Origin of the sequence: Pseudomonas sp. B6002 (assembly GCF_013385985.1) — a bacterium.
Classification (GTDB): domain Bacteria; phylum Pseudomonadota; class Gammaproteobacteria; order Pseudomonadales; family Pseudomonadaceae; genus Aquipseudomonas.
Map to the genome: position 1 here is coordinate 417,990 of NZ_JACAOY010000006.1, position 20,261 is coordinate 438,250.

At 60.8% G+C, this 20,261-nt stretch carries 15 protein-coding genes; 12 read left to right on the top strand and 3 right to left on the bottom strand.

Annotated features, from left to right (window positions below):
• The first annotated feature begins 255 nt into the window (after positions 1-255).
• On the top strand, positions 256-2,328 hold the full coding sequence (locus HX792_RS09155; RefSeq protein ID WP_176995763.1) for a PTS sugar transporter subunit IIC/EAL domain-containing protein: 2,073 nt from the start codon (positions 256-258) through the stop codon (positions 2,326-2,328).
• Here the strand turns inward: HX792_RS09155 and HX792_RS09160 are convergent.
• Genes HX792_RS09160 through HX792_RS09170 form a run of 3 tightly spaced genes read right to left on the bottom strand, consistent with a single transcriptional unit; the run spans position 2,325 to position 5,614 of the window.
• Entirely contained in the window at positions 2,325-3,173 is an 849-nt protein-coding gene (locus HX792_RS09160; protein ID WP_176995764.1) for a metal-dependent hydrolase, read from the bottom strand. The genes HX792_RS09155 and HX792_RS09160 overlap by 4 nt on opposite strands.
• Positions 3,174-3,188: 15 nt before the next feature.
• On the bottom strand, positions 3,189-4,079 hold the full coding sequence (locus HX792_RS09165; protein ID WP_176995765.1) for an SDR family oxidoreductase: 891 nt from the start codon (positions 4,077-4,079) through the stop codon (positions 3,189-3,191).
• Complete coding sequence (locus HX792_RS09170) at positions 4,076-5,614, bottom strand: NAD(P)/FAD-dependent oxidoreductase (RefSeq protein WP_176995766.1); 1,539 nt, start codon at positions 5,612-5,614, stop codon at positions 4,076-4,078. Before HX792_RS09170 ends, HX792_RS09165 begins: the two co-directional genes overlap by 4 nt.
• A 277-nt stretch (positions 5,615-5,891) precedes the next feature.
• On the opposite strand from HX792_RS09170, the gene HX792_RS09175 reads away from it, so the two are divergent.
• The 11 genes from HX792_RS09175 to HX792_RS09225 all read left to right on the top strand — a co-directional run bounded on the left by HX792_RS09175 (position 5,892) and on the right by HX792_RS09225 (position 20,205).
• The gene (locus HX792_RS09175; protein ID WP_176995767.1) at positions 5,892-6,890 is read left to right on the top strand and encodes an alpha/beta fold hydrolase; all 999 of its coding nucleotides are present in this window, start codon (positions 5,892-5,894) and stop codon (positions 6,888-6,890) included.
• 317 nt (positions 6,891-7,207) lie between these two features.
• Complete coding sequence (locus HX792_RS09180) at positions 7,208-8,488, top strand: alkane 1-monooxygenase (protein ID WP_176995768.1); 1,281 nt, start codon at positions 7,208-7,210, stop codon at positions 8,486-8,488.
• A gap of 133 nt (positions 8,489-8,621) precedes the next feature.
• Complete coding sequence (praA, locus tag HX792_RS09185) at positions 8,622-9,116, top strand: alkane oxidation protein activator PraA (RefSeq protein WP_176995769.1); 495 nt, start codon at positions 8,622-8,624, stop codon at positions 9,114-9,116.
• Positions 9,117-9,252: 136 nt separating this feature from the next.
• The gene (praB, locus tag HX792_RS09190; protein WP_176995770.1) at positions 9,253-9,777 is read left to right on the top strand and encodes an alkane oxidation protein activator PraB; all 525 of its coding nucleotides are present in this window, start codon (positions 9,253-9,255) and stop codon (positions 9,775-9,777) included.
• Positions 9,778-9,905: 128 nt separating this feature from the next.
• Complete coding sequence (gene praB, locus HX792_RS09195) at positions 9,906-10,421, top strand: alkane oxidation protein activator PraB (RefSeq protein WP_176995771.1); 516 nt, start codon at positions 9,906-9,908, stop codon at positions 10,419-10,421.
• Positions 10,422-10,536: 115 nt separating this feature from the next.
• Complete coding sequence (locus tag HX792_RS09200; protein WP_176995772.1) at positions 10,537-11,979, top strand: outer membrane protein transport protein; 1,443 nt, start codon at positions 10,537-10,539, stop codon at positions 11,977-11,979.
• Positions 11,980-12,238: 259 nt separating this feature from the next.
• Positions 12,239-14,764, top strand: coding sequence for an acyl-CoA dehydrogenase (locus HX792_RS09205; RefSeq protein ID WP_176995773.1), 2,526 nt, complete (start codon positions 12,239-12,241; stop codon positions 14,762-14,764).
• 173 nt (positions 14,765-14,937) lie between these two features.
• Positions 14,938-16,281: a 3-oxoacyl-ACP reductase gene (locus HX792_RS09210; RefSeq protein WP_176995774.1), complete on the top strand. Its 1,344-nt coding sequence runs from the start codon at positions 14,938-14,940 to the stop codon at positions 16,279-16,281.
• Positions 16,282-16,284: 3 nt separating this feature from the next.
• A complete protein-coding gene (locus HX792_RS09215) occupies positions 16,285-17,175 on the top strand; it encodes a MaoC/PaaZ C-terminal domain-containing protein (RefSeq protein WP_176995775.1) in 891 nt (296 codons plus the stop codon).
• The gene (locus HX792_RS09220; protein WP_176995776.1) at positions 17,172-18,470 is read left to right on the top strand and encodes an acetyl-CoA C-acetyltransferase; all 1,299 of its coding nucleotides are present in this window, start codon (positions 17,172-17,174) and stop codon (positions 18,468-18,470) included. Before HX792_RS09215 ends, HX792_RS09220 begins: the two co-directional genes overlap by 4 nt.
• Before the next feature lie 31 nt (positions 18,471-18,501).
• Positions 18,502-20,205 carry an AMP-binding protein gene (locus tag HX792_RS09225; RefSeq protein ID WP_176995777.1) on the top strand — a complete coding sequence of 568 codons (1,704 nt, stop codon included), beginning with the start codon at positions 18,502-18,504 and terminating at the stop codon, positions 20,203-20,205.
• Positions 20,206-20,261: the final 56 nt, after the last annotated feature.

Genomic DNA, 20,261 nt, shown 5'->3' on the forward strand with positions numbered 1-20,261 from the left:
GTTGTGTGAAGGGCATCATTCAATGGCTGGATGATGCCGATTAAGGCTAGCCCACGGATAGCCCCGAATCACGAAATACAAAGAGTGGCAGTGCTTCGGCTGCCTCGTGTGCAAGCAAAAGAAGCACTGAATACTGAAAAAATGCCTGCAGTGCGGCAAAAGCCTTTCGCTCCCGGTGCCAGGACGTGTAGCGTTACCCAGGATTTACGGGGGGATGCCTCAAGAGGCACAGAGCGATGGGCAGAGGGATGGGTCATGGCGAAAACGCTGTTCAAACTGTTCCTGACTCAGCGCCTGGCGGCCTTGGCCAGCACGGAGTCGCTGCGCGCTATCCGTGAAGGGCTGCTGTGGATCTTGCCTTGCCTGTTGGTATCGGCGGGTTTTCTGATCCTGTCCGAGTGCGCCAAGGTGCTGGGGTTTGACCCGCAGGTGGTGGGGTTCCTGGCTGGGTTGCACAACCAGATCAGCTCGGTGATTCCGCTGCTGGTAGCGGCTTCGATTGGCTACATGCTCGCGATTCAATACCGCTTGCCGCAGTTACCGGTCGCCTTTCTGTGCCTGGCCCATGTGGTGGTCGCCACCTTTGTATTGCGTGAATACCCCCGGGCCTCGGCCACCTTTGTATTGTTTATTGCGATTGCCTCGCCGCTGATCAACGTGCCAGCGGTTGCCTGGTTGCACCGCTTTCGCTGGACCCGCCTGGTCAACGAGGACCTGGTGGGGCACAACTTGCGAGGCACCATCAACATGGTGGTGCCGGGTGCGATCACCGCGCTGTGCCTGGTGATGGTGTTGTCGTTGCTGCTGCAGATTCCGTATGTGGCACAACTGCAGGGGCCACAGGTACTCGATGCGCTGCAAGCGCCCTATGGCAGTGGTTTGTTCGTGACCCTGATGAACTCGCTGCTGTGGTTTTTCGGCATCCACGGCGTGTATGCCATGCAGCCGTTGTTCGATGTGCTGGACCAGGCCGTGGTGCTTAATGGTGCCTCGTTGGCGGCGGGTGAGCCGATCAAATACCTGCTCAACAGTGGCTTGCTCGGGTGTTTCGCGTTTATCGGCGGCTCGGGCGGTGCGTTGTGCCTGTTGCTGGCGATCCTGCTGTTTTCAAAGAGCCAGTCCATGCGACTGATGGCGATGGCCAGTCTGCCGCTATCGTTATTCAACGTCAGCGAGGTGCTGCTGTTTGGCTTGCCGATCATCCTCAACCCGCGGTTATTCATCCCGTTTCTGCTGGTGCCGGCGATCAACGCCATGCTGGCGCTGACGGTGGTTCAGCTGGGCTGGGTATCGCCTGCGGTGGCGAGTGTGCCGTTCACCGCGCCGGTGCTGCTCAACGCGTATTTGAGTACCCATGGCGACCTGGCTGCCGTGGTGTTGCAAGTGGCGCTTTTGGGGGTGGGCACCTTGGTCTACGCACCTTACGTCAGGGCGATTCACCGCCAATCCACTGAAGGCGGCACGGTGTACCTCAAGTCCCTGGACATGACCTTTCGCGGTCTCGAAGAGAAAGGTCGCCTGCTGGAAATGGACCCGGTGCTGGCGTCCCACAAGACCCTGGCCCGTCAAGCGATGGAACTGAGCCGCATCCAGCAGATCAGCGACTACGAGTTCTATCTCGAATTCCAACCCCAGGTCTCCACGCGCACGGGCTTGTGCACCGGCTGCGAAGCCTTGATGCGCGCCCGTGACAGCCAGGGCACGGTGCATTCGCCCTGGGAGTTCCTGCAATGGTTGGCTCAGGCACGGTTGATGCCCGACGTGGATGTGTGGGTAGCGTCCCAGGCCGTGCGCCAATATCAGAAGTGGCAGAAAATCGGCTTCGCCCTGCCGATGACCATCAATATTTCCAGCGCCACCCTGACGGACGCCGCCTATGGGGATCGCCTGGTGGAAATCCTCACCCAGGCCCATGGTCAGGTGTCGGTGGAAATCACCGAAGACGCGCTGGTCAGTGACATCCAGGTCACGCGCCGGACCATCCAGAAGCTGCAGGCGATTGGCGCCAAGGTGTATATCGACGACTTTGGTACGGGGTTCTCCGCCTTGAGCTATTTGCACCAGTTTCCGGTGGACTTCATCAAGATCGACCGCAGCTTTGTGGTGGCCCAGCACGACCCCAAGGGCGCCCAGGTACTCACCGGCATGCTGCGTTTCTGTGAGGCGCTGAACCTGGGGGTGGTGGTCGAGGGGGTGGAGACAGCCGAGCAGTTGGCGTTCCTCAATACCGGCACCGAACTGTTTATCCAGGGCTGGTATTTCAGCAAGGCACTGCCCGGCGATCAGTTGCAGGGTTTCGTGCGCGCGCGTGCGGCGGCGCAGGTCTAGGCCTGGGCCGCCGCGTAGTCACGCTGGGTTTGTTCGATCTCTTCGACCAACCCGTCGATGCGTGCCAGGCGTGCGCGGTTGTCGTGGTCCCAGGGGTGAAAGCCCGGTTTGAAGTAGTGCAGCCACGGCCGCAGCATGCGCGGGAACACGCCTTTGGGGCCATACAGGAACTTGAGCATGCGCCAGAAGCCCTTCAGAAACCCGACCGATTTGCGGTCGGCAATCAGCAGGCGCACGTGAAAGTCGAACACCACCAGCCAGAAGAACACCGTGGTGGTCAGCATGGTGCCGGTGCGCAGCAGATAGCGCTTTGGCCCGGGCGCAATCACCGTGTTCCACACATCGAAGGCCACGGCTTTGTGTTCGGTTTCTTCGAGGGCATGCCAGTACCACATCTGCTGGTAACCCTTGAGTGAATCGCCGAAGCGCGACGGGTCGCTGAGCAGGATTTCCGCGAGCATCGCTGTGTAGTGCTCAAGGGCGATGGTCACCGCCAGGTTGAACGACGGCGGCAAGTGTTTTTTCTGCAGGTCGAGGATGAACTTGAGGCGCCGGTCCAGGGTGTGCGCCGGCAGGCCTGCCGCTTGCAGCAGGTCGTTGTAGGCCACGTGTTCGCGGCTGTGCATGGCCTCCTGGCCGATGAAACCCTGAATCTCTTTTTTCAATTGCGGCTCGTCAATGCGCTGGCGGTAGTGGCGCACGCTGTCCATGAAAAACAGCTCGCCCTGGGGAAACAGCAGTGACAAGGCGTTGAAGAAGTGCGTGATGAACGGGCCCTGTTCGTGCCAGTTCTTGATGCGCTCGGCGGGCAAGGCAAAACGAATATCGCGACGGATCGGCAGCATGGTGCGTGCTCCTGTTCAGAGACGGGTTTCGTCGTTGGTTTCAAACACCGGCGTGCGTTGTTTGGGGGCCATGCGCTTGCTGGCGAACACCACCAGGGCTTGATACGCAGCGGGCAGGCAACGGGCGAGCAAGTCGAGGAAATAGGCATCGCGGCCGATCAACACGCGGCGCTTGTTTTTGCGCACGCCTTGCAGGATGACCTTGGCAGCCTGGTCAGCATCGGTGATGAATAGCTTTTCGAAGTCGGCGCGGGCCTGTTGCTCGCTGTGGATCAGAAAGCCGGTCATGTTTGCGTCGATGCGGCTGCTGCGGCAGATGTCGGTACGGATGCCGCCCGGGTGTACACAGGTGGCCGAGACGCCGCTGCGTAGCAGGTCGAGTTCCTGGCGCAGGGATTCGGTGAACCCGCGCACGGCAAACTTGGTGGCGTTGTAGCCGCTCATGCCTGGTTGGGCAAACAGCCCGAATACGCTGGAGGTGTTGACCACATGGCCATCGCCGCTGGCTTTAAGGTAGGGCAGGAACGCCTTGGTGCCATGCACCACGCCCCAGAAGTTGATGCCGACGATCCATTCGAGGTCGGCGTAATCCACACCCTCCACGGTACTCGACAGCGCCACGCCGGCATTGTTGAAGATCAGGTTGACGCGGCCGTGGTCGGCCACGCAGCGGGCGGCCCACGCTTCCATGGCCTGGCGGTCGGATACATCCAGCACCTGGGTGGTGATGGTGACGGGCGACAGCGTCGAGGTCTTGATCAAGTCGAGCGTCTGCTCCAGCCCCTGGCTGTTCTTGTCGGCCAGGGCCAGGTGGCAACCTTCGCGCGCCAGGGCCAATGCCAGGGCGCGGCCCATGCCGGACGCCGCACCGGTAATCGCCGCCACGCGGCCGTTGAATGACTTCATGACAGGCTGCCTTCTGTGGTGGAGTGGGGCGCCGGGGCAGGGCGTGGGGCTGGGCTGGTGGGCAGCAGGTCTGCCACATAGTCCTTGAGCGCGAACTGCCGGGTGACCTGTTTGAAGCGCCAGGTGGAGCCGGGCCACAAGGTGGTGTTCTTGCCGGTGCGCGGGTCGAGGTACCAGCTCTGGCAGCCACCGGTGTTCCAGATGGTGCGCTTGAGTTTGTCTTGCAGTTGCTGGTTGTAAGCCAGCTCAACGGCCGGTTTTACATCCACGGTGGCGATGCGGTGCCGCTGCATCTGCTGCAGTGCATCCAGGATGTAGGTGACCTGGGCTTCGATCATCAGGATCATCGAGTTGTGCCCAAGGCCCGTGTTGGGGCCGACGATCAGGAACAGGTTCGGGTACCCCGGCACCGTGGTGCCTTTATAGGCATGGGCACCGTCGTGCCAGGTGTCCATCAGGTCGATGCCGTCGCGCCCGATGATGCAGTCCCGGGGCAGTGGGTCAGTGGCCTGGAAGCCGGTGCCGAAGATCAGGCAATCGGCCGGGTGCTTGATGCCATCGGCGGTAATCACGCCATCGGCTTCGATGCGCAGCACCTTGTCGGTCACCACCTCCACATTGCTGCGCGAGAGGGCCGGGTAATAGTCGTTGGAGATCAGCACGCGCTTGCAACCGATGGTGTAGTCCGGCGTCAGGGTCTTGCGCAGGGAAGGGCGGGCCACCTGTTTATGCAGATGACGTTGGGCAATCTTCTGCACCATTTTCATCAGGCGCGGGTGCAGGGCAAAGCCCACCACACGGCCTTCCAACGCCCAATAGAAAGCGCCGCGTACCAGGCGCTGGGTGAAGGGCAGGTGCTTGAAGGCCCAGCGTTCAAAGGGCGAAATCGGCCGGTCGGGCTTGGGCATGATCCACGGCGGCGTGCGCTGGAACAGGTCCAGGTGGGCCACCTGCGGTGCAATCTGCGGCACGAATTGAATGGCGCTGGCGCCGGTGCCGATCACCGCCACGCGTTTGCCTTTCAATGAATAGTCATGGTCCCACTGTTGGGAGTGGAAGCGCTTGCCTTTGAAGCTGTCGAGCCCCGGGATGTCCGGCAGTGCCGGGCGCGACAGCCCGCCCATGCCCGACACCAGCACCCGCGCACTCACCTGGCGACCATTGCTGAAGGTCAGTTGCCAGCGCTGTTGCACCTCATCGAACACCGCACGCTGCAAGCCCATGCCGAAGCGCAGGAAGGGCGCCAGCTCAAAACGCGTCGCGCATTGCTCAAGGTAGGTGCGGATCTCCGCCTGCGGCGCGAATTGCCGCGTCCAGTTTGGGTTGGGCGCAAACGAAAATGAATACACGTGGGATTGCACGTCGCAGGCACAGCCCGGGTAGTGGTTGTCCCGCCAGGTGCCGCCGAGGCTGTCCGCCTGCTCGGCAATGAAGAAGTCGGTGAGGCCGGCTTCCTTGAGCTTGATCGCCATGCACAGGCCGGCAAAGCCTGAGCCGATGATGGCGATGTCGATTGAATCACTGTGGGCATTCATAGGCTGTCCTTCGTGGGCATCAGATGTGCTCCTGTTTTTTGTTTTGTCTTTTAGATAGAACACCATTGCAAAGGAAAATTGAATTATTTATTTTAAAAAAGATTTTAAATAATCTACCTGAAAATATCGCCTACGCTAGGACCTTGTTCCGCATGTGCGACTTGTCCGACGGACGAGCACGGTATGCATGAAGTTTAGGTCCAGGGTGTGGACGATGGCTGAGGCCTTGATCAATACCGGTCAGGTCGCCAGCAGCAGGGAAGCAGAGGACCGAGCTATGGCTGTTGAATGGGTTATTGCTGCGGCTGTGTTGATAGGCGCGAGCGCCGTGTTGTGGGGCTTCAGTGCCTGGATGACACGGCGTATCGAAGCGGCTGTTGCAATCAACGGGCGTTTCGTCGAGGTCGATGGCGAGCGCTTTCATTATGTAGAAGAGGGCAAGGGCCCGCCGCTGGTGATGATTCACGGGCTGATGGGCAGCAGTCGCAACCTGACGTATGCCTTGTCAGGTCAATTGCGTGAGCACTTTCGGGTGATCACGCTGGATCGTCCGGGCTCCGGCTATTCCACCCGGCACGCCAGCACGGCGGCAGACCTGCCCGCCCAGGCCCGGCAAATTGCGGCGTTTATCAAGACCCTGGACCTGGATAAGCCGCTGGTACTCGGGCATTCCCTCGGCGGCGCGATTTCCCTGGCGCTGGCCCTTGATCATCCGCATGCCGTGTCCGGGTTGATTTTGGTGGCACCGCTGACTCACCCCCAACGCATGCTGCCGCTGGTGTTCCTGTCGCTGGCGATACGCCCGGCCTGGTTGCGGCGCTGGATGTCCCACACCTTGACCATGCCCATCGGGCTGCTGACCAAAGGATCAGTGGTTAAAGGCGTGTTCGCTCCCGATGCTGCACCTCCCGACTTTGCCACCCGTGGCGGTGGGCTGCTCGGTATGCGTCCCGACAACTTTTATGCCGCCTCCACCGAGATCAACCAGGTCAACGACCACCTGCCCGACATGGTCAAGCGCTACCCGCAACTGACCCTGCCGATCGGGCTGATCTATGGCGCCAAAGACCGCGTGCTGGACTTCCAGAAGCACGGCCAAGCCCTGGCCAGCAAGGTGCCGGGGTTGAAGCTGCAGGTGGTGGAAGGGCGCGGGCACATGCTGCCGATCACCGCCACAGAGCGCGTAGCCGCGCTGGTGGAGCAGGTGGCCAAGCGTGTTCGACCGCCTGAAAGCGCCACGGTGTTGCACCCGCCATTTGCCTTGGCGAGTAAATAATTTTGTTGTCCGGTTCGCGGTTCAACGGCGTCGATGCCTGCTTTAGACACCTGACCAAACGGCTGAAAAAGAGACTGCTCGGTCACGTAAAAAAGGCTCCGAAAAACTAGTTGACGACCTAACGATTCCGCGCTATTTATTTAAAAAATTATTTCAATGTCTTATTTGAAACAATTTTTGAAATGCCTAAGAGCGAATAAAATAATGAAAAAAACGTCTTTTATCGCATGGTTGATTTCTCGGGGCAGTCAGCGCTCCGTGTACCTGTTTACCGCTCACATTCGTTCCCTGCCAGCCCGCTGCGTACGGTGGCTGCCATGAACCAGACCCTGGCTGCACCGCACGTCTGGACCGACGGCAAACGTCACCTCTGGTGGCTTGGCATCATGCCCCTGGCAACTCCATTACTTTCCGGCTCCCTGGCGATTACCACGGGTGTACAGCAATTGTGGTGGGTCGGCGTATTGGTGATCTTCGGCTTGATCCCCTTGATCGACGGCCTGCTGGGCGAAGACGTCAGCAACCCGCCCGAGTCCGCCGTCAGCAACCTCGAATCCCAACGCTACTACCGCTGGATCGTCTACACCGGTGTGCTGTTCGTTATCTCTTCGGTGGTGATTACCGGTTGGTTGGCGGCAGGGGGCATCGACTGGATCATCAACGGCGGCCTGCTGCACGCCACGGCTGCGCTTGATCCTTCCAGCTGGCTGGCGAAAACCGCCGCGTTCATCACCGCCCGCACCGAATTGCACGGCGAAATCAGCTGGTTTACCTACCTGGGCATGGCGATGTCCACCGGAGCAGCCACCGGGATTGCCATCAACACCGCCCATGAGCTGGGGCACAAGCCCAACCCCTTGGAGGTATTCCTGGCCAAGGTCACCCTGGCGCCTACGTTCTACGGGCACTTCTACACCGAACATAACCGCGGTCACCATGTACGCGTCGCCACGCCGGAAGACCCTGCCAGCTCGCGCCTGGGTGAAAGCTTCTGGGCCTTCCTGCCACGCTCGGTATGGTTCAGCGCACGCTCGGCCTGGAACCTGGAGCGCGAACGCCTGCGCAAACTCGGCCTGCCGGCCCTGCACTGGAAAAACGCCGTACTCAGCGCCTGGATGTACAGCGTGGTGTTGTGGGGCGCGATGATCATGTGGCTAGGGGCGGCGGTGATTCCGTTCCTGATCATCCAGGGCATCTACGGTTTCTCGCTGCTGGAAGTGGTCAACTATGTCGAGCACTACGGTCTCAAACGCCAGAAGTTGCCCAACGGTCGTTATGAACGTTGCTCGCCACGGCACTCCTGGAACAGCAACCGTATTGTCACCAATATCTTCCTGTTCCAACTGCAGCGGCACTCTGATCACCATGCCAACCCGACACGTAGTTATCAGTCGCTGCGCCACTTTGATGAGTCGCCGCAACTGCCGTATGGCTATGCGAGCATGATTGTCTGGGCCTATGTGCCGTACTTGTGGCGGCGTCGCATGGACCATCGGGTACTGAATCACTATGCCGGGGATATCACCCTGACCAATCTTCAGCCGTCACAACGTCTGAAGTACCTGGAGAAATACGGCAACAGCGCCAGGCCGTTCTGATGTGAATTGAAAAGTTATGGGCGTACTCGGGGTCTGTGTATCGCGCAGGTCTCTTACGCCCAAGGTTTACCGGTTTCGTGGCAAGCAAGTTGTTTGACCCTACAACAATAATTTCAAGGGAAGGACGTACACCATGCAAAACCCTGCCAAGTTCACCACGCACATTGTATTGGCCGCCCTGGGCCTGATCGTTTACCACCAGGCCCAGGCTGCCCGTATCGAACCGGCCGGCAGTGCCTTCACGGCCCAAGGGCCGATCAGCTTTTCCAAGGGCGCCCTGATCAGCGCCGACTGCACCATCAAGGTGGCCGGCAAAGTGGCGGCCGATGGCTCATCGGTCAATGTCGACAAAGTTGAATTCGACGGTGGCCTCAAGTGCAGCCGGGTCGAAGCCACCAACTTGCCGTGGATATTAGTTGCCAAAGATACCAAGAGCGGTTCCATGTCGAAGATCAGCGTAGATGTTCACGCCTTCGGCCTGGGCGGCAAGTGCGGTCCTTCTACCGCTGACGGTACGTGGGATAACGCCACCGGAAAGTTGGAAGCCGCCAATGTACCGATTGGCGAAGACTGCAAGATCAAGACGGTGTCGATCAAGATGCCGCCTAACTTCAAAGTTGTCGAATAAGACTGTCCGACTGTTGTAAGCGGTAATTGAATTGAGATTTGGCTGGAAAGGGAAGTTCTGCAGTTTCACCGTGACCTCTCGATCATGGCCATTACCCCTGGCGAAATGAATTCGCCATAATATGTGAGGAAAAACAATGAAAAGCTTCAAGACCCTCGTTTGTGTAACCTCTTTTGCTCTGTGCTTTGGCGCAGCATCGATGGCCAGTGCGGCGTCTTTCAGCCCTATTGGTGCAGCTATCAGCGCTAACGGCAGCATCACCGTGAAGTCGCCGTCATCGTTCCAGCAGCCCGTGACTTGCAACATCCTCTTCCAAGGTGTTGTTAACTCCGATGGCACCGCCAACATCAACAGCGCGACCGTTTCGGGCTCCAACAGCCTGTGCGCACTGCCTAAGATGACTAACCTGCCTTGGAAACTGAGCGCCACTTCCACCACCACCGGTACCGTGACTAACGTCGGCTACACCATTGCTGGTGCACCGCCGATCATCCCGGCCACCAACTGCGGCCCGACCACCATCACTGTGGGCCTGGCTTCCGTAGCCGGTACTCCAGCGCCAGGCACTACCACGATATCTGCCACTAACCAGACGCTGGCCGGCAGCTGCACCGTGGTTTCGCTGAGCGTTGCTGCTCCAGGCGCTGTTGTTATTCCGTAATAGTCGTACTCCGTAACAAGGGTTGATCACCCCGTTGTAAGGCAGGCGCCTCGCGAGAGGCGCCTGTTCAGGGATGACGAGCCAAAGGAGTTGGCCGACAACGCTTCACCAGGCAGGTGAGGAATACGATGAAAAGTTTGAAAACTCTTTTGATGGCAGGGGCATTAACGTTGTGCGCAAGTGCAACTTCAATCGCCAGTGCTGGTACGTTCTCTCCGTATAACATGCCATTCACCACCGTCGGTGGCACGATTACACTGAAGTCGCCCTCAACGTTCGGAGCCGCATTAACGTGCGCTATCCAGCTTACGGGGCATATTGCCCATGATGGCCTCGTGGCTTATTACAGCAGTGCGACAATAACTGGCACCAATGCACTCTGCAGTTTGTACAAAATGAATGATATGCCCATGGTATTGACGTCTATCACTGGCAGCGCCGGGACACTTTCTAATGTAAGTTTTACGGTGGTTGGGGCGCCTCCGATTATACCGGCGACGCACTGTAGCGCCGCGACTATTTCTGTCTCCGTGTTTAATGACGCCGGTGGTTTAACCAGTGTGGCGAACAATCAAGTATTGCCGGGTAGTTGCACAGTGCTCTCAATGCGCGTTGCCGCGCCAGGGGTTGGAGTGACGCCCTGAGTAACGTCTTTTAATTCGTTGAATCCTGTATTACACGCGCCTTTTGATAGGCGCACGAGGCAGCAAGACGAGCCCGCCAGAGCGGGCTCAGTTTGATAACAATAAGGAGTGCCGTGTGAATAATAAAAAACAACAAGTACAGGCTGTATTGGGGCTGGCAATACTGGGGGGGCTGATGATCGCAGCGCCGGTATACGCCGGTGGCTTCGCTACGCCAACCTACGGCGCGCAAGGTTGGGGCCGAGCGTTTGGCGGCGGCTCGCTGTTCAAGGATGACCCTTCGGCTGCGTACAACAACCCGGCGGCCATGGCGTTTATCGACCACACCGTGGTGGAACAAACCGTCGACTACGCTCGCGTCAAGATTAAGTACAAAGGCGATGCCTATGACTACAAGGGCGATCCGACGTCTTCCTCGGTGATCGATCCCAATACAGGTATTCCCACGTCTACCCCACGCACCGGCAATGGTGGCCAGGCAGGGTTCACCGCGTGGCTGCCAACCGGTTTTGCGGTCATTCCCCTCAATGAACGTTTCGTCCTTGGCTTGAGTGCTGTCGTACCCCAAGGCATGAAAAGTACCTGGGATCCTGAATGGAAGGGCCGCGACTTTGCAGTCGACACCAAGATTGAGACGGTCGGCGTGACGGGGTCGTTGTCGTTCAAGGTCAACGATGAGTTCTCTATCGGTGGTGGCGCCATTGTTCAGCACAGTAGTGGCTTCGTTAGCCAGAACGTCGACTTGCTGGCGGCTGCCGCGCTATCACCGGGCCTGGGAGGCGCGGCGTTCCCCTCTGGTGTCGGGCACGCACTGATGCGGGTCAAGGTCGATAACACGTCGGTCGGCTGGTTTGCGGGCGTGGTCTGGAAACCGACGCTGAAAGACACAGTTGGCCTGAACTATCACGCCAAGATCAAGAACAAGATGGATGGCAAATACAATATCTACGCGGATGAAGGCTCCAGAAGCCTGATGACCGATATCAACCCGATTTTCGGCAAAACCCTGGTCGCGCAAGCCTATCCTGGCCTCAACCTGTACCCGGACGGCGCCAACGCATCCACGCAACTGGACATTCCGGCCAATGCGGCGATTGACTGGGTACACGTGTTCGATGATCGCTTGACGTTGGGCGCCAGCGCGATGTGGACGCAGTGGTCTTCCTTCAAAGACCTTACGCTGAAGTCCGACGGCAGCACCATCGTTTCCATTCCGTACAAATATCGCAACGTCTGGATGCTCTCGTTGGGCGGTGATTACAAGCTGACCAACGACTGGACGGTGCGAGCAGGGGTGGCCAACGACCAGACGCCGACCCGTAACTCGACACGTGACCCGCGCATCCCGGACGGCGACCGCTGGTTCGCCTCCCTGGGCTTGAGTTATGCCGTGCGAGCGGTGCCTGGGTTGACGCTGGATGGCGCCTACTCAAGGCAGTTCGTGCAGGAGGTCAAGCTGAAGACACAAAACGTCGATCGCCTCGGGGGGGCTCGGCTGGACGGCAAAGTCGACAGCAAGGGTGAGGTCGTCAGCCTGTCAGCCTCTTATGCGTTCTGATGGCTGCGTAACGGTTCGTTAAACCGCCAGCATGGGAGAGTGGCAAGCGCATCTTGCTGCTCTCCTGGCACTTTCCTGCTTCAGTTCACGGTGTTCGCTGACCCTGGTCGGCGCATTATTTTTTTGTTTTTTGATTAAATAAAAATTTCAAAACAAAATTTGAATTTAGCTTTCCAAGTTTGTAGTGTGGCTTTACGTCGCAGCGCATTTCGATCTGCCTGCGCATTGGCCGTACCCTGAATCGAGTAGAGGTATCCCCATGGTTATCTGGTTATTGGTGGGTTTCGCAGCCGCGATTGCCCTGGCGTATCGACAAGCTGCCGCCACCCTGTGGCTGGGCGCTGGCCTGATCTGGCTGGCGGTGGGCTATCTGTTCAATGTGATTGCCACCCTCGGCATCACTGTTACTGCGGTGCTGGTCATCGCACCGGCCTTGTTGATGGCCATCAAGCCCTTGCGCCGTGCGTTGTTGACGAGCAGGGCGCTCGGCCTGTTTCGCACCATCATGCCGGCGATGTCCGACACTGAACGCGCGGCCATCGAATCCGGCACCGTGTGGTGGGACGCCGAGCTGTTCAGCGGCAAGCCCGACTGGCAGCGTTTGCTCCAGGCCGCACCGGCCAGCCTCAGCGCCGAAGAGCAAGCCTTCCTCGACAATGAAGTGGAAACCCTGTGCGACATCGCCAACGACTGGGAAACCACCCAAGTCTGGCAGGACATGTCGCCCGAAGGCTGGCAATACACCAAGGACGCCGGCTTCCTCGGCATGATCATTCCCAAGCAATACGGCGGCAAAGGCTTCTCCCACTACGCACATTCGCAAGTGGTGATGAAGCTGTCGACGCGCTGCTCGGCGGCGGCGATTTCGGTGATGGTGCCCAACTCCCTGGGCCCGGCCGAGTTGCTGTTGCATTACGGCACCGATGCCCAGCGTAACTACTACTTGCCGCGCCTGGCCCGGGGTGAAGACATCCCATGCTTTGCGTTGACCAGCCCGTATGCCGGCTCCGATGCGGGCGCGATCCCGGACCTGGGCATCGTCTGCAAAGGCACCCATGAGGGCGAAGAAGTGCTGGGCTTCAAGGTGACCTGGGACAAGCGCTACATCACCCTCGGCCCGATTGCCACCGTGCTCGGTCTGGCCTTCCGTGCCGAAGACCCGGACGGTTTGCTTGGCGCACCCGGTTCGCTTGGCATCACCTGCGCGCTGATTCCAACGTCCCATCCGGGCGTCAACAGCGGCCGTCGCCATTGGCCACTCAACGCGGTGTTCCAGAACGGCCCGACCACCGGCAAGGATGTGTTCATTCCGTTGGAATGGGTGATCGGCGGCCGCGAACAGGTGGGGAATGGCTGGCGCATGCTGATGGAATGCCTGGCGGCAGGCCGTGCGATTTCCCTGCCATCGGCCAACGTCGGCCTGGGCAAGGTGGCGGTACGCGGGACCACGGCCTACGCAGCGATGCGCAAGCAGTTCGGCCTGCCCATCGGCAAGTTCGAAGGGGTACAGGCGCCGCTGGCGCGCATGGCCGGGCACTTGTATGCCTGCGATGCGGTGCGCAAGGTGTCGGTGGCGTCCCTCGATGCCGGTGAAAAACCGTCGGTGATCTCGGCGATCGCCAAGTACCACGTCACGGAACGCGCGCGCATCATCGTCAATGACGGCATGGACATCGTTGCCGGCAAAGGCATTTGCATGGGGCCCAACAACTTCCTGGCCCGTGCCTATCAGCAAAGCCCCATCGCGATCACGGTGGAGGGCGCAAACATCATGACCCGCTGCCTGATCATCTTTGGCCAGGGCCTGATTCGCTGCCATCCCTATGTGTTCCGCGAAATGGAAGCGGCGCGTAACCCGGATCGGCGCAAGGCGCTGGAAGCCTTCGACAGCGCGATGTTCGGCCACGTGAGCTTTGTGCTGGCCAATACCGTCCGCGCTGCGGTGCATTCGCTGACCGGTGGGCGGCTGATTTCGGCGCCGGCCAAGACCGACCCGGCGCTGGCGTCCTACTACCGTCAGGCCAATCGGCTGTCGGTGGTACTGGCGTTGATCTCGGACGTGTCCATGGGCGTGCTGGGTGGTGCCCTCAAGCGCAAGGAAAGTATCACCGGGCGGCTGGGGGATATTCTGTCGCAGCTGTACATAGTGTCCTGCGTGCTCAAGCGCTTTGAAGATGACGGCCGGCCCCAGGCCGACCTGCCGCTGGTGCACTGGTCGGCCCAGGATGCGCTGTTGCGTGCCCATGAAGCCTTGGCCGAAGTGCTCGACAACTACCCTTCGAAAGCCGCAGCAGCGGTGGTGCGCGGCTTGAGCTTCCCACTGGGCATTCCACTGCGCAAACCGTCGGACCGCTTGCTGGCCCAGGTGGCGGACGTGGTGCAGACCCCGGGCGAGACCCGCGACCGCCTGCTGGCCAATTCCTACATCCCGCGTCCGGAAATCGACAAGCTGGCTTACGGCGAACTGGGTTTCCGCCTGTTGCCGCAGGTGGAGCTGATCGACGCGCGCCTCAAGCCTGCCGTGAAGCAGGGCTTGATCGAGCCTATGCCGATTTCCGCCACCGCGTTTACCACCTGGCGCGTCAAGGCGCGGGCGCTGGACTTGATCAGCGACGACGAAGACGCCTTGCTGGGGCGCTACGTGGAGTACGCCGACCATGGCATCCAGGTCGATGACTTCCCGCAGGATTTCGGTTTGCTGGAAGCGTTGCAGCAACGCAAGCAAGCCTTGGAACCGGCGGTGAAACGTCGCAACAGCCAGAGCGAAAATGCCTCGGTCAATTGAGTGGTACTGAATGAACACGGTCACTGTGGGAGCTGGCTTGTCGGATCGCCGCACCGCTGCGATGCAGACAACTCGGTGTGTCAGTCACACCCAGGTGATGCTTTCGCAGGCAAGCCAGCTCCCACAGGGGACCGGGTTTACATGGTCAGCATGCGTTGTGAGTGAATGTCTTTATGAGTGACAGCTACCTTTCCTTCGTCAATTCCCCCTGGGGCCGACGCCTGGCCCAGGCCGTCGGCCTGCCGCAACCGCTGCCGCTGCAGCGCCATCGCGGCGGCCAGCAAGGGTTGGTCAACCCGGTGATCATCGCCGGGGCAGGGCGCCTGGTGGATCAGGTGCAACAGGTGTTCAAGGCCACCGATACCGTGGCCGCTACCCCGGCGACTTTGAAGGCGCCGTCCACGGTCAAGGTGCAGGGCGCCGTGTTCGATGCCAGTGGCGTCACCGATTTGCAGCAACTCGACGAGCTCTACGTGTTCTTCCACGCCAACGCCAAGCGCATTGGTCACCATGGCCGTGTGGTGGTGCTCGGCACGGCGCCGGAGCAGTGCAAGGATTTGCCCCAAGCCATCGCACAGCGCGCCCTGGAAGGCTTGGTGCGGTCGCTGGCCAAGGAGCTGCGCCGGGCGATCACCGTGCAATTGATCTACGCGGCGCCGGGCGCCGAAGCGGCGCTGGACAGCAGCCTGCGCTTCTTCCTGTCGCGCCGCTCGGCCTACGTGTCCGGGCAAGTGGTGCGCCTGGAAAAAGCCGTTGACGGCAACAGCGCGATCAACTGGGATAAACCCTTTGTCGGTCGCCGTGCCTTGGTCACCGGCGCGTCCCGTGGCATCGGTCTGGCCATCGCCCAGGTGCTGGCGCGTGATGGCGCCCACGTCGTGTGCGTGGACGTGCCCCAAGCCCAAGAGGCCTTGCAGCAGGCGGCCAGCAGTGTCGGCGGTTCGGCGTTGCCGCTGGACATCACCGCCGCCGACGCGGCTTCGCTGCTGCAAGCCCATGTAAGCCAATACGGCGCGTTTGACGTGGTGGTGCACAACGCGGGCATCACCCGTGACAAGACCATCGCCAAAATGACCGAAGCGGCCTGGCGCAGCGTGCTGGCGGTGAACCTGGAAGCGCCGCTGCAGTTGAGCAACGCCTTGCTGGACAGCCAGGGGCTGAACCCGGGTGGGCGCATCGTGTGCGTGTCGTCGATTTCCGGTATCGCCGGCAACCTGGGGCAAAGCAACTACGCCACCTCCAAGGCCGGCGTGATTGGCCTGGTGCAAGGCCTGGCGCCAAAGGCGGCCGCGCAGCAGGTGACGGTCAACGCGGTGGCGCCCGGGTTCATCGAGACCCAGATGACCGCGAAGATCCCGCTGATGATCCGCGAAGCGGGGCGGCGCATGAACTCGCTGTCCCAAGGCGGCCAGCCGATCGACGTGGCCGAGACCATCGCCTGGTTGGCGCACCCGGCGTCCGGCGGGGTCAATGGTCAAGTCGTACGCGTGTGCGGCCAAAGCCTGCTGGGAGCCTGAGCCATGGACTACGTGACCCAGATCATCGACCCACCGCCGTCGCGCACACGCCTGCTGCTCGATGGCGTACGCGCCCTGCGCAAGCCCAAGCTCGACGGCGCACCGGTGTTGCCCAGGGAACGCCTGGTGCGTTCGGCGGTGGAGCTGTCGGCCAGCGGGATAGCGGCCTATGGCCGCGCCTGCGGGTTTCGCCGCGAGCAGGGCGTGCCGTTGTCCTATCCCCATGTGCTGGCGTTCCCGCTGCACCTGATGTTGCTCACTCGCCCGAGCTTCCCGTACCCGGCCAGCGGCATGGTGCACCTGGCCAATCGTATCCGGCAGCATCAGCGTTTGCACGAAGGCCAGGCGCTGCGCCTGGAGGTGTATTGCGAGCGTTGGATTGCCCATCCGAAGGGCCAGGCATTAAGCATCGCCACCCGTGCCTACGGCGCCGACGCCCTGGTGTGGGAAAGCGACAGCCTGTACCTGCGCCGAGACGTCAAGGCGCCGGTCGGCGAGCCGTGGGACGACGTGTTGCCGTTGCAGGAGGAGGGCTTGTTGCGCACCCAGCGTTGGGTGCTGCCCGCCGACCTGGGCCGGCGCTTTGCCAAGGTGTCGGGGGATTTCAACCCGATCCATACCTCGGTGATCGGCGCGAAAATCTTCGGTTTTCGCCGCGCCATTGCTCATGGCATGTGGACCCTGGGCCGCGCACTCGCCGCCCAGCAACCCCCCGGAGGGCTGGAGCAGGCCGAGGCCCATTGTGACTTCAAGCTGCCGATCTTCCTGCCCGGCCAGGTCGCGCTCTGGAGCCGCCCTGTGACGAGCCCGCGCCGTGAGTTCGAAGTGCGCAATTTTGCCGGCGACAAACCCCATATGCGCGGCCTCTTTATCTGGAATGAGACCTGTCGATGAGTGACTACAGCTTCAACCCGGCCCCGGTGCGTCGCGTTGCGATTATCGGCGGCAACCGTATTCCCTTTGCCCGCTCCAACACGGTGTATGCCCACGACAGCAACCAGGACCTGCTGGTGGCGGCCTTGCAAGGCCTGGTCGACCGCTACAACCTGCACGGCCAACGCCTGGGGGAGTTTGCCGCCGGTGCGGTGATCAAGCACTCGCGGGATTTCAACCTGGCGCGTGAATCGCTGCTGTCGACCACCTTATCCCCCGACACGCCCGCCTACGATGTGCAGCAAGCTTGCGGCACGGGCCTGGAAGCCGCGTTGCTGGTGGCCAATAAAATCGCCCTGGGCCAGATCGACGTGGGTATCGCCGGCGGTTCCGACACCACCTCCGATGCACCCATCGGCATCAATGAATCCCTGCGCCATACGCTGCTGTCGGCCAACCGTGCCAAGGGCATGGGCGACAAGCTGAAGGCACTGTTGAAGGTGCGTCCGGGGATGTTTTTCAAACCCTTGCTGCCGCGCAACGGTGAGCCGCGTACCGGCCTGTCCATGGGCGAGCACTGCGAAGAAATGGCCAAGCGCTGGCAGATCAAGCGGCTGGCCCAGGACGAACTGACCCTCACCAGCCACCAACGCCTGGCAGCGGCCTACGCCCGGGGCTTCTTTGATGACCTGATCAGCCCCCATCGCGGCCTGGCCCGTGACAACAACTTGCGTGCCGACGCCAGCCTGGAAAAGCTCGCGGGCTTGTCCCCGGCCTATGACCGGCAGAACGGCACGCTCACCGCGGGCAACTCCACGCCGCTGACCGATGGCGCGTCGGTGGTGCTGCTGGCCAGCGAAGAATGGGCGGCCGAGAACGGCTGGCCGGTGCTGGCCTACCTGCGCACGGGCGAAACGGCGGCAGTGAACTTCGTCGACGGCACCGAAGGCCTGTTGATGGCCCCGGCCTACGCGGTGCCGCGCATGCTCAAGCGCGAAGGCCTGAGCTTTGCGGACTTTGATTTCTTCGAGATCCACGAAGCGTTTGCCGCGCAGGTGCTGTGCACGCTCAAGGCCTGGGAAGACGCCGATTATTGCCGGGAGCGTCTAGGCTTGGACGCACCCCTGGGCGCTATCGAGCGCAGCAAGATGAACGTCAACGGTGGCTCGCTCGGTTGCGGCCATCCCTTTGCTGCCACCGGTGGCCGGCAATTGGCCGCCTTGGCCAAGACCATCCACGAGAACGGCGGTGGACGCGGCCTGATTTCGATTTGCGCGGCAGGCGGATTGGGCATTACTGCCATCGTCGAAAAGTAGCTCTATCAAAAACAACAACAAGGAGACTGCCATGAACGCTGTAAGCCTGGAACAAACCGAACGGATCTGGTTGAACGCTTACTTGCCGGGCGTTCCGGCCGACATTGATGCCGGTATCGAGGACTACCCGTCGTTGCGCGAGGTGTTCCTGGAGCACCTGGAAAAGTTTCGCGAGCGGGTGGCCTACGTCAGCATCGGCACCGAAATGACCTACGCCGACTGGAAAGTGCAGGGCGTTGCCTTTGCTGCCTGGCTGCAGGGCCAGGGGGTGAAGAAGGGCGACCGCGTGGCACTGATGATGCCTAACTGCTTGCAGTACCCGATCTGCTTGTTGGGCACGATCATGGCGGGTGCGGTGGTGGTCAACGTCAACCCGTTGTACACCGCCCATGAGCTCAAGCATTTGCTCAAGGACAGCGGCGCCGAAACGGTGGTGATTTTCGAGAACTTCGCGCACACCTTGGAAAAAGTCGTGGCCGGCAGCAGCGTCAAACGCGTGGTGGTGGCGGCCATCGGCGACCTGCTGGGCACTTTCAAAGGGGCGGCGATGAACTTCATCCTGCGCCGGGTGCAAAAGCAGGTGCCGGCCTTCAACCTGCGTGGTTCGGTGCGCTTCAATCAGGTGCTGAAAGAAGGGCGGGCGCTCAACCATTTTCCGGTGGCCATGGCCCTGGATGACCTGGCTTTCCTGCAATACACCGGCGGCACCACCGGCGATGCCAAGGGGGTGATGCTCAGCCACCGCAACATCATCGCCAACCTGCTGCAAGCCAAGGCCTGGGTCGGTGACCAGTTGGACCAGGACCAGCAGGAAACCAACGTCACCTTGCTGCCGCTGTACCACATCTTTTCCCTGACGGTGAACTGCCTGATGTTCATGTGCCTGGGTGGGCGCAACATCCTCATCGCCAACCCGCGGGATGTGAAGCGCGTGCAGATGATCCTGCGCAAGGAACGTTTCAACGGCATTGCCGGGGTCAACACGCTGTTTAACGGTTTGCTGGAAAACAAAGAGTTTTGTGCGCGGGACTTTTCGGCGCTGCGCATGGTGATCGCGGGCGGCATGGCCACCCATACGGCGGTGGCCAAGCGTTGGAAGGAAGTCACCGGGTTGCCGATCATCGAAGGCTACGGCCTCACCGAGTGCTCGCCGGTGGTGAGTATCAGCCCGATCAACATTGCGCGCATGCGCGAGATGGAATTCACCGGAAGCATTGGCGTGCCCTTGCCGTCGACCTGGGTGCGCTTTGTGCGCGAAGACGGCGAACTGGCCGAGATTGGCGAGCAGGGCGAGCTGCAAGTGCGTGGCCCACAGGTCATGCAGGGCTACTGGAAACGCCCGGAAGCCACTGCCGAGGTGCTGGATGCCGAGGGCTGGTTGTCCACGGGTGATATCGGGGTGATGGACGAGCGCGGTTTTATCCGCCTGGTCGACCGCAAGAAGGACATGATCCTGGTCTCGGGTTTCAACGTGTACCCCAACGAGATCGAAGACGTGGTCGCGATGCACCCGGGGGTGGGTGAAGTGGCGGCGATTGGCGTGGAAGATGCGGTGACCGGCGAGAAGGTCAAGATCATCGTGGTGCGCAAGGACCCGAACCTGACCCAGGAACAAATCCTCGCCCACTGCCGGGAATACCTGACGGGGTACAAGATGCCCAAATACGTTGAGTTCCGCACCACCGAACTGCCCAAGACCACCGTGGGCAAAGTCCTGCGCCGCGCGTTGCGCTGATTTTAAAATGTAGGTGATCCAACTGTGGGAGCTGGCTTGCCTGCGATAGCGGTGTA